This is a genomic window from Mesorhizobium sp. WSM3868, assembly GCF_002294785.1.
Taxonomy (GTDB): domain Bacteria; phylum Pseudomonadota; class Alphaproteobacteria; order Rhizobiales; family Rhizobiaceae; genus Mesorhizobium.
Genome location: NZ_NSGB01000003.1, coordinates 185,710 through 198,388 on the forward strand (window position 1 = coordinate 185,710; position 12,679 = coordinate 198,388).

General features: G+C 64.5%; 11 protein-coding genes. 6 read left to right on the top strand and 5 right to left on the bottom strand.

Going from position 1 to position 12,679, the window contains the following annotated elements; genetic code table 11:
• The first annotated feature begins 17 nt into the window (after positions 1 to 17).
• Both CK221_RS07110 and CK221_RS07115 read left to right on the top strand, forming a co-directional pair.
• Positions 18 to 1,430: a lipopolysaccharide biosynthesis protein gene (locus CK221_RS07110; RefSeq protein ID WP_245418647.1), complete on the top strand. Its 1,413-nt coding sequence runs from the start codon at positions 18 to 20 to the stop codon at positions 1,428 to 1,430.
• Positions 1,427 to 2,521, top strand: coding sequence for a glycosyltransferase family 4 protein (locus CK221_RS07115; protein ID WP_095777224.1), 1,095 nt, complete (start codon positions 1,427 to 1,429; stop codon positions 2,519 to 2,521). The genes CK221_RS07110 and CK221_RS07115 overlap by 4 nt, the downstream gene beginning before the upstream one ends.
• Here the strand turns inward: CK221_RS07115 and CK221_RS07120 are convergent.
• Positions 2,507 to 3,982 carry a hypothetical protein gene (locus CK221_RS07120; protein ID WP_095777225.1) on the bottom strand — a complete coding sequence of 492 codons (1,476 nt, stop codon included), beginning with the start codon at positions 3,980 to 3,982 and terminating at the stop codon, positions 2,507 to 2,509. The genes CK221_RS07115 and CK221_RS07120 overlap by 15 nt on opposite strands.
• 280 nt (positions 3,983 to 4,262) lie before the next feature.
• Between CK221_RS07120 and CK221_RS07125 the strand changes: the two genes are divergently transcribed.
• Positions 4,263 to 5,420, top strand: a complete 1,158-nt coding sequence (locus CK221_RS07125) for a GNAT family N-acetyltransferase (RefSeq protein WP_095777226.1) — start codon at positions 4,263 to 4,265, stop codon at positions 5,418 to 5,420.
• 99 nt (positions 5,421 to 5,519) lie between these two features.
• On the opposite strand, the gene CK221_RS07130 is transcribed toward CK221_RS07125, so the two are convergent.
• From CK221_RS07130 to CK221_RS07145, 4 genes are all read right to left on the bottom strand, one after another.
• Entirely contained in the window at positions 5,520 to 6,746 is a 1,227-nt protein-coding gene (locus tag CK221_RS07130; RefSeq protein WP_095777227.1) for an NAD(P)/FAD-dependent oxidoreductase, read from the bottom strand.
• Positions 6,743 to 7,423: a WecB/TagA/CpsF family glycosyltransferase gene (locus CK221_RS07135; RefSeq protein WP_245425805.1), complete on the bottom strand. Its 681-nt coding sequence runs from the start codon at positions 7,421 to 7,423 to the stop codon at positions 6,743 to 6,745. Before CK221_RS07135 ends, CK221_RS07130 begins: the two co-directional genes overlap by 4 nt.
• Positions 7,424 to 8,093: 670 nt before the next feature.
• Positions 8,094 to 8,879: an SDR family oxidoreductase gene (locus CK221_RS07140; protein WP_095777229.1), complete on the bottom strand. Its 786-nt coding sequence runs from the start codon at positions 8,877 to 8,879 to the stop codon at positions 8,094 to 8,096.
• Between the two features lie 17 nt (positions 8,880 to 8,896).
• Positions 8,897 to 9,628, bottom strand: coding sequence for an FCD domain-containing protein (locus CK221_RS07145; protein ID WP_245430584.1), 732 nt, complete (start codon positions 9,626 to 9,628; stop codon positions 8,897 to 8,899).
• 189 nt (positions 9,629 to 9,817) lie between these two features.
• Between CK221_RS07145 and uxuA the strand changes: the two genes are divergently transcribed.
• From uxuA to CK221_RS07160, 3 genes are read left to right on the top strand one after another with little or no spacing between them, the layout of a single operon-like run.
• Complete coding sequence (uxuA, locus tag CK221_RS07150) at positions 9,818 to 11,002, top strand: mannonate dehydratase (protein WP_095777231.1); 1,185 nt, start codon at positions 9,818 to 9,820, stop codon at positions 11,000 to 11,002.
• A 57-nt stretch (positions 11,003 to 11,059) separates the two neighbouring features.
• Entirely contained in the window at positions 11,060 to 11,335 is a 276-nt protein-coding gene (locus tag CK221_RS07155; RefSeq protein WP_245430585.1) for a hypothetical protein, read from the top strand.
• Between the two features lie 19 nt (positions 11,336 to 11,354).
• The gene (locus CK221_RS07160) at positions 11,355 to 12,599 is read left to right on the top strand and encodes an MFS transporter (protein WP_095777232.1); all 1,245 of its coding nucleotides are present in this window, start codon (positions 11,355 to 11,357) and stop codon (positions 12,597 to 12,599) included.
• Positions 12,600 to 12,679: the final 80 nt, after the last annotated feature.

Here is a 12,679-nt window from a genome sequence, read left to right on the forward strand (position 1 = left end):
CGTCTCAGGAGGCGAGGTTGAAGGACACTAAAGGGAACCGCGAGGCCGCCCCCGGGGCAGGGGCCAGCCCGGCGACCGACATACGCATGTCGGTCACGGCGCTTGCCAAGAGCGGCGCCGTGGCCGGCATCATCAAGCTTGCCAGCGCGGGCCTGTCCTTCCTGATGTTCGTGGCCGTGGCGATGGTGACGAACGAACGCGAGTTCGGCCTTTACAGCGCTACCTATGCCGGCGCGAGCCTGGTTTCCTTCTTCGCTTCGGTGGGCCAGCAGAGCACCGTGCTCAGGTTCTGGCCTCAATATGCCGGGCTGGGCGATCTCGGCTCGGCTCACGGGCTGATGGCGCGTGCCATTCTCGTGGCGCTGGCCGGGCTTGTCGGCACCAGCCTGCTCATCATCGTGGTGGGATTCCTGCCCTTCGTCGGCAGGGGAACGCCGGAATGGCTGCCGCTATGCGTGGCGGCGGCGGTGCTGTCGTTCTCGCTCGGCTGGTCGGAGTTTACCTCGGGCGCCTTCCGGGCCAAGAACGCGCTGATATCGGGCCTGCTGCCGCGGGACATCATTTGGCGCGCGGCGACAATCGCCGCCGTTGCGGCGCTGCACTTCATGCAAGTGAAGATCGATGCGATCGCGGCGACATATCTGACGGCGCTGCTGCTCATCCTCTCGGTCGTCCCGCAAACAATTGTGCTGTTGCGCGACACGGCGCGGGCAGATCGCGGTGGTCTCACGGAAGGGCAAAAGCAGGAATTCAAGACGGTGACGCTTGGCCTGTGGGGCGTCACCTCGCTGCCGCCCGCGCTCGGCCAGGTCAGCACCCTGCTCGTGGCGATGATCCTCGGGCCAGAGGCGGCAGGCGCGATCTTCGTGGCGGACCGGACCACGCGCTTCGTGACCCTTGCCCTCAACGGCATCAACCAAGCGCTGGCGCCGCAGATATCGGCGGCCTTCTACAGCGGCGACAGGGCTCACGTTCAACGCATCACCAGCCTCGCCGCGCTTGGCGGCTCGGCCATTGCGCTGTGCGTGCTGGCGTCCTTCTGGATATTCGGCGACTTCATCCTGTCCATCTTCAATCCGGCCTATGCGACGCCGACCATGAGGGCGACGCTGGTCATCTTCGGCATCGGGGCGACGTTCGGCACCGCTTGCGGCCCGATCGAAGTCCTGTTGCAGTTGACGGGTCTGCAGCATGCGCTCTTCAAGGTGCTGGTCATCGTCAACGTTGTCGGACTTTGCGTGACGGCCGTGGCAACTTACTACCTCGGGTCCATAGGAGCGGCCCTCAGCATTGCCGGAACCGTCATCGCATGGACGGCTTTCGGGGTATTGATCGCCCGGCGCAGAATCGGCATCAACCCGTCGATCCTCGGCTTGTCCCTGGACAGGATCGGGCTGGTGCCTCATGCCCTCCTGAAAGGGCGCACGTGAAGATCGTCCAAGTGCAGACCCAGGCGGAGGCTGCGGGGGCGCAGCGCATCTCCGACATGGTGGGCGAGGGATTGCGGGTGCGGGGGCACGAGGTGCGCACCGTCTTCATGTACCGCAAGACCGAAGCCTACGACCGCGATCCCAATGTGGATTTCGTCCTGACGGATAGACCGCGCGGATTGCCCGGGCAGATCCGGGCGACCGTCGGCTTGGCGCGATATCTGCGCGCGGCACGCCCCGACGCAGTCATCACTTACCAACACTATGGCAACATCTTCGGCACGCTCGGCGCCCGGCTGGCCGGCGTCAGGCACATCGTCGCAAACCAAAGCGGCGCCCCGCAAAGCATCGGCGTCATGGGGCTGCTCTCCCAGATCGACAAGCTGATGGGCACGGTCGGCCTTTACCAGGCGAATGTCGTCAATTCCGGCTGGACGCAAGCGCAGTTCGATCGCTATCCGCGCTCCTATCGGCGGCGCATGCGTCGCATCGATCACGGCGTACCCGCGCCGGGCGAGGAATTCGACAAGGCAGCGGCGCGCGCCGCCTTCGGCTTACCGCAGGACGTTTGGCTGGCCGTATCATCGGGCCGCCTGACGCGGATGAAGAACCAGATCGCGCTTGTCGGCGCGCTCGATCGACTGCCCGACGTCCACGTCGCGCTGGCAGGCGCGGGGCCGGAGCGCGAGGCGCTCGTCGCCTTTGCCGAAAGCCGCGGCGTTGCCGACCGCCTGCATCTCGTGGGCGAGGTTCCGCCGGCGCGCATCTTCGAATTCCTCGCGGCTGGCGATGCCTATGCGTTTGCCTCGATGACGGAGACCTTCGGCCTCGCCTGCGTCGAAGCCGCCATTTCCGGGCTGCCGGTCGTGGCGAGCAACCTCGACGTCTTGCGCGAGGTGCTGACCGCGGAGGACGGCTCTCCCGCCGCACTGTTCGTCGAGGCCGACGCTGCCGGCATGGCCAGGGGCCTTGGCGATCTGTTTGCGCGGCCGGAAGCCAAGGCCAGGCTTTCAGACGCGGGACGGCGGCTGCGGGACAAGTATTCGCCGGCCAGGATGTGCGCGGGCTACGAGGCGCTACTGCTTGCCTGACCGCTTGCGCACGGCGGCGATCCCGTCGATCACTTCCAGGCGCCCGGCCCGATTGAGTGTGTGGATTTTCGGATAAGGAAAGTCGCCAGCCGCATCGATCGGCCGCGGCGGCGACAGCCGCACCGTCTGCTGGTTGAGCTCCAGCAGCTTCGACAGGCCCAGCCCGCCGCCATAGCCCAGCGTTCCGTCCTGAACCGGAAGAAGCACGCGGCCGTCGCGGTTGCGGACGAAGGCTCCGCCGGGGCGGGCCATGCGGTGGTCGATCAGGATCGGGTTCGCCGGATGCGGCCGCCACGGACCGGCAAGCGCGGGGGCGGAGAAAATCACCAGCGTGTCGGAAGTGCTTCCATGGCCGTCACGATCCGTGGCGAACAGCCAGAGCATGCCTTCATGCTCGAACAAGGTGGCATCGGAAATCTCGCCTTCGACCAGCACGGTCTCGGCAAGCCAGCTGTCCGGGAAGCCCGACGCGCGGTAGAGCGTGAGCTTGCCGCCGGCGCTCGCCTCCGGCAGCATCCAGATCGCGCCGTCGCGCTCGAATACCTGCGGGTAGGAGAGGTGGTGAGCCTCCTCCAGCACGACGCGAGGCTCAACTGGAACGCCATCCGCATCAAACGGAACAACGGAAATGACCGCCTTTCCGGTCGCGTGCGGATAGTCCTCGACGAACACGAAGGGCTGACCCTGCCACCAGAAGGGGAACGGGTCGGCATAGAAATGATCGCCCGGGTCCGGCAGCACCGACCAGCCGGTGCCGAGCTTGCCGGTATCGGCGACGCCCAGGGCATCGGTAAAGCGATAGCCGACACGCCAATGCGCGTGGCGGAAGCGCGCGCGCCGAAGCGCTTCCCGGCCGAGCCGCGGCAGCGCCGAGCCGAGATAGGCGGATGTGAACCCGTCTCGCTCGCCACGACCATGGATTTCAGCCGCTGCCTCTCGTGGCAGCCGGTCCGCCGCGAACGCGCGGGTGACCGACTGAACCAGAGTAATGGCACGGGCGAACACGTCCTCGGTGCCGAGTGCGGTGGATTCCCGCTTGTCGACCATGGGCCGCGCCTGGCCGACCACCGTCTTCCTGTCGAGCACGGCCTCGATCACCGGGAGCCTGCCGGCCGCGACGGCAATTGCAGCCGAGAGATCGGCGCTGGATCCGTCGAAACGAAGGCCGATGGTGGGAACATTCGACAAGGCCGCATCGCCGGCAAGATCGAGCCTCAGCGCGGCGGGGCGATTGCCGGGCCGTGCCGGGATTGCTTGCACCGCGGAGCCGAGAAGGGGTCCGCGCCGGCGGAAAAGACGTTGCTCGAACTGGAAGGCGGCTTTTGCCGCGGCCGGCCAGGTCGCCGGCCCGGGCTGATGCGCCACCGCGACATCGTGGCCGTTCGCCTCCAGCCGCTCTATGGCGAGCCGCTGCCAATGGCGGGGCGCCGATTGCGGAACGATGACCTCGATCGCCAGCATGTCTTGGGCGGCTATGTCCTGCTCGGATTTCCAACAATGAGGAACGAGAGACTGGCCGAAAATACTTACATCGGCGTTACACGCAAAACCGGATTTCTACTTTTTCGGCATGATTTTCGACTTGCGATCCCGAAGCGGTTGTGGTCGTCCGCCCGGCCTGCCATGCAACGCAAGATTAGCGGTTTCGGCATATACCAAGATTCCAACAATCGCGGCGACCGGTCTTGACCTGGAACGTAAGAAGTCGTCGATAGCCGCTGTCCCTGCCGGTTCGGATCACATGTTTGAAGTCACTGCCGAGGATGCGTTCGATTTCCGTTCGACGGAGTACGCCGAGCTCTTCGCCAGCTCGGCGGCAACCGCTTTTCAGCATCCGATTTGGCTCGCGCAACTTTATGAGAGGCTCGTGCGACAAGGCGCCGCCACGCCACTGATCATCGTCGTCCGCGTGCGTGCGAGCGGAAGGCTCGCGATGGTCCTGCCGCTGGTGAGGCGCCGCTACACGCTGCTGAAGGTCGTGGAATTCGCGGATATGCGGGTTTCGGACTATGTCTCGCCCGTCGCCGACGAGGAGACCTTCTCCCGCATTCTTGCCGACGCCCGCACCGTCGCCGCCATCCGCAAGCATCTGCGGCCATACGATCTCCTGCGCATCGGCAAGCTGGCGGACCGCTCCCTGGCGATGGAGCGCCTGCTTGGCGTCGACAAGCGCGACAGCATGGGCATGAGCGCCTATTCCAGCAAGCTGGAGCGGACATTCGCCGGCTGGCGCGAGCAGCGGCTGGACCAGTCCTATCGCAAGGAGCTGGACAAGAAATCCCGGCAGCTCAACCGCATCGGGGAGGCGCGCTTCGAATGCGTTGACGGCCCGGCCGCGGTCCGCACGACATTCGATGCCCTCAAGCTCTATCGCGGCAAACGCTTCGACGGCAGCAACGGTCCCGCCGACCTTTTGCAGCTGCCTTCCTATTTCGATTTCTACCTGGCCGTGGCCAATGAAGGATGCGGCGGCTTCGCCCGCACCTATGCATTCTGGATGAACGGCCAGCCGATCGCCGGCGCGCTCGGGCTCGAGCACCGCGGCTCGCTCCTGGTCATCCTCGGCGGTTTCGACGAGGCCGGCTACCGGAAGCAGTCGATCGGCAGCCTGATGTTCGAGCAGATCGCCCGCGATTGCATCGAGCGCGGCGATCAACACCTCGATTTCACCATCGGCGACGAGCCCTACAAGCGCGTGTTCGGCGGCCGGCCTTCACCGATGTGGCAAATCTACCGCGCAGGGAGTCCGCTCGGCTATGCGGCGCATCTGACGGTGGAGAAATTGCCGGCGGCCAAGGCGCTGGCGCGGCATATCCTTGAGGCCGCGCATGTCAAGAAGGCCAAGCCTTCGGCTGTCATCGTGCCGCCGGCTGCCGATGAAGCCGCCGAGTCGTCCTAGTTGAAGCGGGTCGGTTCGGACGCCTTACGCTAGCTTCAGGCGGTCGCGCACGCCTATGCCGAAGCGTCCTTTGAACGAAATGCGCCGGCTGACCCGCAATCAGGTCACGGCTTCCACTTGCGGCCGCTTGAGACCGCGCAGCCGCGCGGCAAAGCTCGGGCTGAACTTGTCGATCTCGTGCAGGATGCGGCGACGGCTGAAATGAACCTGCCGGCGCGCGCGCCAGCGCAGGTCCGTGTCGATGGTCAGGCTGCGGCGGAAATTCGCCAACTCGAGCCCCCGTTCATCCATCGCCTGCTTCATGGGATCATCATAAAAGGCGGCGATCTTCGCTGCCGCCATGCCGGGCGAGGCCATCCACTGCGGCACGTGCACCATGCACAGGCGCTCCACATCGGTGAGAAGGCGGCTGACACCTGTTCCGGCGGCCGGACAGGATGTCTGATAAGCGTCTCCGATCAGGACGACGCCGTCGCGCTTGCAATTTTCGGCGACGGTGATGTCGGTGAGCCAGCTCGAGACGCGGTCGATGACCTCGAAATCGCCAAAGGTCTTGAGGAGTCCCGGAAGCGTTTCAATGAGCGTTTCGCGCGGGCGGTCGCGCAGCGCCTTGACCCACGGGTCGGTATGCTCCCGGAAAACAAAGAGGTTGGCGCGGGTAACGCCGCCGGCCGGGAAGAAGTTCAGGTAATCGATGCCGTCCGAAACGCGTTCGCCGTAATAGGTCAGTGCCGGATGCTTGAACGCGCTTGCTCCCGCCGGCCGGACATTAAAACCGAAAGTCAGCGATTGGCGCTGGTGGACGAACCGGCGCTCGATGCCGACGTCGCGGCGCAGGATGTCGCCCATGCCGGTGGCAAGCACAAGCAGGCGAGCCGTCACATCCGGCTGCCCGATGATCGACACACGCTGCCGCTCCGGCCCGGCCTGCACCGCGCTCACCCTGCCGGCGACGAAGCGAACGGTCTTGGGCAGTTCGGCCCGCATCGCCGCGACGAGGTCGTCGTAAAAGATGCCGTAATGGCGGGCTCGCGTGCGGTCGAGCACTCGCCCCCTGCGCACGTTGACGATCTCGTCGAATGCCGCGGCCGCCGTGGAAAGACTGTCGAGGAGGCCGATCCGGCGCAGCTTGTCGATCTGGTCGCCGGCGATCTTCTCGACACGGAACTCGCGCGGAAAGACGGGATGGCGGTCGATCAATGTGACACGGTAGCCCGACCGGCCGAGGAGAGTCGCGGCAAGTGTCCCAGAGAGCCCGCCGCCGACGACAGCGATCTCCGTGTCGGTTCCCTCCGGCAGCGGACCAAGCGGATGTTCGGCTGTCATTGGGAATACCTCAACAGGGCATAAAGGGCACGGGGATTGGTGGTGAAGTAGCGCCAGAACAGCCGGCGCGGCTCCATCAACATGCGCCACAGCCATTCGAAACCCGCCTTCTGGACCCAGAGCGGGGCGCGCCGGACCTTGCCGGCAATATGGTCGAACAGCCCTCCGGAAGTCTTGATCACACCGACATTCGAGAGCCGCGAACCAAAATCGCGGACAAAGATCTGCTCGCGCGGCACGCCGAGGCCGAGCCACAAAATGTCCGGTGCAAGCGCGTCGATCTCTTCGAGCTTTTTCTCGAGCGCTTCGCCGGTGAGGTAGCCATGGCTGTGGCCGACGATGCGCAGGCGCGGATAGCTGGCTTTGATGGCGGCCACGGCCTTGGCGTTCCCGGCCTCCGTCGATCCAAGCAGGTAGAAGGTCGCGGCCTCGTTCTCGGCGAGCTTTGCCACATCGTGGAACAGATCGGTGGTGGCCACCCGTTCCGGCAACCGCGTGCGGCACAATAGGCGCGAGGCGAGAACAAGCGGCTGGCCGTCGGCGAAGATCTGATCGGCTTCCCGGAAGAGGGCGGCGATCTCCGATTTCGCGCGAGCCTGGGCGATGACGTCGCCGTTGGCGGAGGTGAAGTAGTAGGGACGGCTGCCATGGCGGTGCTGCCGCGCCGCCGCGAGCATCAGGCGGGCGGCGCCCTGCCGGTCGATCACGGTGACAGGCAGCCCGCCAAGCTGCACCGTCGGCAATGCAGGCAGGTCCTGCCGGGAAGGAGCTGCTTCCAGCGCTGCCACGGCGGTCACGCTTGGACGTCCGGTCGAAGTCTGGTGCTGCAACCGGGGAAAACGAGAGGTCTCATGGTTCGCGGACGTCAGATGTTGGCTGGAGTGGAGCGGATCCGATCCGCCGGTCGTAACGCTGTGTTGTTCAAAATCTCTTTTTGAAGTTTCTAAAACTTTTCGCATAGGAGAAGTCGCCCCACTCTCCGGTAGTTCGAACTACCTCCTTCATGGCACCATACGTAAAAAAATCAAAAAGTTAAGCGACATGTTAATAGTTAGTTAATATGGACAATTTGAATCGAAATATAAATCAGTTTAACCTTTTGACCTCGACTTCACTTGCTTTTTGGGTGATTTTGAAGCTGCGTTTTCAACACGAATGCGATGCGATCGCCACTGGTGCGACCACATTGCAATGCCAACGAGCTCCTGATCTATCCTGGGTGATCGTCGGGGCCACGAAATAGTTGGTGAGGCGGGTAGCGACATGCATGGCGCCCGCCAGACGCGCAAAGCGGAAATCGTCCGGCGTCAGCTACTCCGGCAAAGGCCAAGACCGATCTTCATGGCTCTATTTCACACCGATGCCGGCGGTCAGGCCGCCGTCTATCTTGTAATCCGCGCCGGTGCAGAAGCTCGCTCTGGAGGAGCACAGAAAGGCGATGAGTTCGGCCACTTCTTCCGGTTCGCCGATGCGGCCAAGCGGATGCGCCGCACCGAAGCGCCTGTACGCTTCCTCGACATCGGCATCGCTGCCGGTTTCGCCACGCGCGGCCTTCTCCAGGATCGGTGTGCGGATCGAGCCTGGGCTGACCGAATTGACCCGGATGCCGGCCGTCGCGTAATCGAGCGCCAGCGAACGCGTCAGCGTGTGGATGGCGCCCTTGGTCGTGGCATAGGCGGCGACGTTCTGCTGACAGGCGAAACCCTGCACCGAGGCGACATTGACGATGGCGCCGCCACCGCGGCGGATCATTTCGGGGATGCCGAAATGCGCCGTCAGGTAGATCGAGCCGACATTGACCGTCATGGTCTTGTTCCATGTTTCCCAGTCGGTCGTGGTCGCGGTTCCGTAGGGATGGACGGCCGCCGAATTGACGATCACGTCGAGGCCGCAGAACCGTGCCACCCCGGCAGCGACGGCATCGCGGACCTGGTCCGCCACGGAGACGTCGGTGTCGACGACTAGCGCGCCGGCTTCGGAGCTTTCCAGCTCCGCTCTCATTGCCGCATTGGCCGAGCGGTCGATGCCGCAGGCGATGATCGCAGCACCCCCCGCGGCGAGGCGCCTGGCGGTTGCCAGACCGATTCCCGTCGTCCCCGTCACCAGGGCGACCTTGCCAACAAAATCCTTCATTGCGGGAACTCCTTCAGTCACGTGTCGGAACCCGGCTCTTCCGGCAGGAATCGCAGGGCGAAATCCAGATGGCGGCTCATCAGGTAGGCGTAGGCCACCCTGTCGCGCGCGCGGAGGGCGGCGACGATCTCGCCATGCGCGGCGCGGGTGTCGGCCAGGACCGGGCGCATCTCCTTGCCGATGGTCATGATCCGCAGGATCACCGGGGAAAGGAAGGAATACATGTCCGACAGCATGCGGTTGTTCGCCAGCCCGATCAACGCCATGTGGAAGTCGAAATCATTCTCCGCGGCCTCCTGGATCGAGCGGCTCTCGACGATCCGCGCGTTGACCGCATCGAGCGCTTCGATCTGCTCGTTGTTGGCGTTGAGCACGATGTGGTCACCGATGCCGACTTCGATGATGCGCCTGAAGCCCTGAATGTCGGCGAAGGAGGAGCGCGAGACATCCATATGCGCGGCAAAGAAATTCTGGATGGCGATGCTATGCCCGTCGGCGAGCACCGCGCCGACGCGGGGTTTCGGTTCGATCAGCCCGTAGGTCCGGATGGCGCGCAAAGCCTCGCGCACGGTGTTGCGACTGGCGCCGGTGATCTCGCTGAGCTCGCGCTCTGTCGGCAGCACGTCGCCGACATTGAGCTGCCGCGAGCGGATGAGATCGAGGATACGCCCGGCCGCGGCATCGACCGCCGAGCTGCCGCCGGCGTGGCGGCGGGCGACGCTCTCGCGCACGGCGTGAGAATTTTCCAATGACGAATCTCCCAAATTGTTGGACCAGGATATCGCAAGATTCCGGGAAAACAATCGAGTTGGACGCCGTCTCGATCAGTTTACCGCGCTACATGTCGGCCATTAGGCGTCCGATAAAGCCCAAATTGTCATTGACTCTCATCGTGGTCCAACAATAACTTGCCGCTCTCTCTCAAAGGAAGGCGGAAAATGGAGCAGTGCTGGCGTTGGTATGGCCCGGACGATCCGGTGACGCTCGATCACGTCAAGCAGACCGGGGCGACCGGAATCGTCTCGGCGCTTCACGACATCTATGACGGGCGCGCCTGGCCGCTGGAAAACATCCTGGAGCGCAAGCGGATCATCGAGGCGGCGGGGCTGACCTGGTCGGTCGTCGAGAGCATCCCCGTCCACAACTCGATCAAGATCGGCTCGCCGGAACGGCTGCGCTATGTCGGCTTTTACAAGGATACGATCCGAGCGCTGGCGAAGGCCGGCATCGCGACGATCTGCTACAATTTCATGCCTGTGGTCGACTGGACCCGCACCGATCTGGCGTATCGCCTTCCGACGACGGGTTATGCATTGCGTTTCGACGCGATCGATTTCGCGGCCTACGACCTGTTCGTGCTGAAGCGACGGAATGCCGAGGCCGGCTACAGCGCCGCGCGCATCGCCGAAGCGGAAGCGCGATTGAAAGAGCTCAGCGACGAGAAAATCGACCGGATCGAGCGTAACCTTATCGCCGGACTGCCCGCCACCGAGCGCAGCTACCACCGGGACAGTTTTCGCGAGGCTTTGGCCGAGTACGATTCGATTGGGCCAAGGGAATTGCGCGACAATCTCGCCTGGTTCCTGCGCGAGATTATTCCGGTCGCCGAACAGGAAGGGGTGCGCATGTGCATCCATCCCGACGATCCGCCCTTCTCGCTCTACGGCCTGCCGCGCATCGTTTCGACAGCTGAAGATGCGCGATTCATCCTCAATGCCGTGGACAGCCCAGCAAACGGCCTGACATTCTGCACAGGCTCCTACGGCACGCGCGCCGACAACGACATCGTCGCCATGGTCAAGGAGTTCGCCGGCCGCATCCATTTCGTCCATCTGCGCAACATCACCATCGAGGATGACGGCTCCTTCTATGAGGCCGAGCATCTCGAGGGCGGCACCGACATGGCGCATGTCATCCTCGCCCTGATGCAGGAGGAAGCGCGCCGTCGGAAGGAAGGCCGCGCCGACTGGCGCATTCCGATGCGGCCCGATCACGGACATCTGCTCGCCGACGACATCGGCAAGACCAGGATCAATCCCGGTTATTCGCTGATCGGCAGGCTGAAGGGCCTCGCCGAACTGCGCGGCATCATGCGGGCCGTCGAACGGTTCGGGCTGGCATAGGAATCGAAGCCTTCCACCGACGCTACCGGCGAGCGAAATCCGCTGCATGATGACCGCGTGCCGACCGACCAATCGGTGTTCGGCAAGCTGATCCTCCACGGCGGCGTCAGTTCTGGTATTCTCAATGCCCTGGTCGCGGAGGATTTGCCCTGGCCCGGGACGGTCTTTCTCGAAATCGCATGGAAGTCCGTCAAGGCGGTCGGCGTTGAGGAGGCGATCATCGGACGCGTGGAGGTCAAGAAGTTGCGCCCCGACAAGCCGATCTGCAAGATCGAGACCAGCCTACGCAACGGCCAGGGGAGCTTTGTCCCACCGGCGCGGCGACCGTGTTGACCGTGCCGCTGCAAGGCGCATGAGCGCGGTGAGCGGCAGCCCGCTTGGCATGGCCGCCGACAGCGGCCGCTGGCGCGTGCTGTTGCTGCTTTGCCTGGCGGTCGTTCTGTCGCTGACCACCTGGTTTTCGGCGACCGCCATCCTGCCCGAACTGAGGCAGGAGCTTGCGCTCGGCGCCGGCGGGGAAGCCTGGCTGACCAACGGCGTTCAGGTCGGCTTCGTGATCGGTGCGCTGGGGGCGAGCCTGGTCAATCTTCCCGATTTGGTGCGGCTCAGCCGGCTGATGGCGGCCGCCGCTTTTGTCGCCGCGCTCGCCAATGCGAGCCTGCTGCTTCATCTCGGGCCGGGCGGCGTGATCGCCGCGCGTATTGTCACCGGCGCAGCACTTGCCGGCGTCTATCCGCCGGCGCTGAAGCTGGTCGCCACCTGGTTCACGCGCGACCGGGGGCTGGCGCTCGGCGCAGTCATAGGCGCGCTCACCATCGGCTCGGCGCTGCCGCATCTTTTTCGCGCTGTCCTGACCGCGCTCGACTGGCGGCCGGTGGTCGCGGCCGCCAGTCTAGCAACGACGGTCGGCGCGCTCCTGTTTCTCTTGTTCGCAAGGGAGGGGCCCTATCCTTTCGGCAAGGCGGTGTTCGAGCCATCGCGCATCGGGCAGGTGTTTCGCGAGCGGCCGCTGCTCCTGGCCAATCTCGGCTATCTCGGCCATATGTGGGAACTCTACGCCATGTGGGCGTGGCTGCTTGCCTATACGCGCTCGGCATTCGAGGCGCAGGCGATCGGATCGGCCGCTGCCGCCTCGCTTTCGACCTTCTTCGTCGTCGCCTCCGGCATCATTGGCTGCCTGTTGGGCGGCTATCTGTCGGACCGCATCGGCAGAACCGCGACCACCGCCGGCATGATGATCGTCTCGGGAAGCTGTGCGCTGCTGATGGGCTTCCTGTTTGCCGGGCCGCTTTGGCTCTTCATGCTGGTCGCCGTCGTCTGGGGTATTTCGGTGATCGGCGATTCGGCGCAATTCTCCGCCGCAGTGACCGAGCTTGGCGATCGCCGCTTCGTCGGCACGGCGCTGTCGGTGCAGCTTGGCGCCGGCTTTGCGCTGACGGTGCTCGCCATCTGGCTGACGCCGCGCTTCGCCGACTTCATCGGCGGCTGGCGCTGGGCCTTCCTGCTGCTGGTGCCGGGCCCGCTTCTCGGGGCGGCCGCTATGCTGTGGTTGCGAAACTTGCCGGAGAGCGTGAAAATGGCCGGCGGCCTCCGCTAGCGCTCTTGCTCCTCGACTATCTAGCGCTGGAGCCGATTGAGAACTTCGTCGCTACGCAAATCGCCAGCGCTGGGCCCACG

What these genes read in the sequence shown, in the direction of transcription:
- CK221_RS07120 (WP_095777225.1), bottom strand. Translation starts at nt 3,982, where the DNA reads ATGCTGGCGATCGAGGTCATCGTTCCGCAATCGGCGCCCCGCCATTGG.
- CK221_RS07125 (WP_095777226.1), top strand. Translation starts at nt 4,263, where the DNA reads ATGTTTGAAGTCACTGCCGAGGATGCGTTCGATTTCCGTTCGACGGAG.
- CK221_RS07130 (WP_095777227.1), bottom strand. Translation starts at nt 6,746, where the DNA reads ATGACAGCCGAACATCCGCTTGGTCCGCTGCCGGAGGGAACCGACACG.
- CK221_RS07135 (WP_245425805.1), bottom strand. Translation starts at nt 7,423, where the DNA reads ATGCTCGCGGCGGCGCGGCAGCACCGCCATGGCAGCCGTCCCTACTAC.
- CK221_RS07140 (WP_095777229.1), bottom strand. Translation starts at nt 8,879, where the DNA reads ATGAAGGATTTTGTTGGCAAGGTCGCCCTGGTGACGGGGACGACGGGA.
- uxuA (WP_095777231.1), top strand. Translation starts at nt 9,818, where the DNA reads ATGGAGCAGTGCTGGCGTTGGTATGGCCCGGACGATCCGGTGACGCTC.
- CK221_RS07160 (WP_095777232.1), top strand. Translation starts at nt 11,355, where the DNA reads ATGAGCGCGGTGAGCGGCAGCCCGCTTGGCATGGCCGCCGACAGCGGC.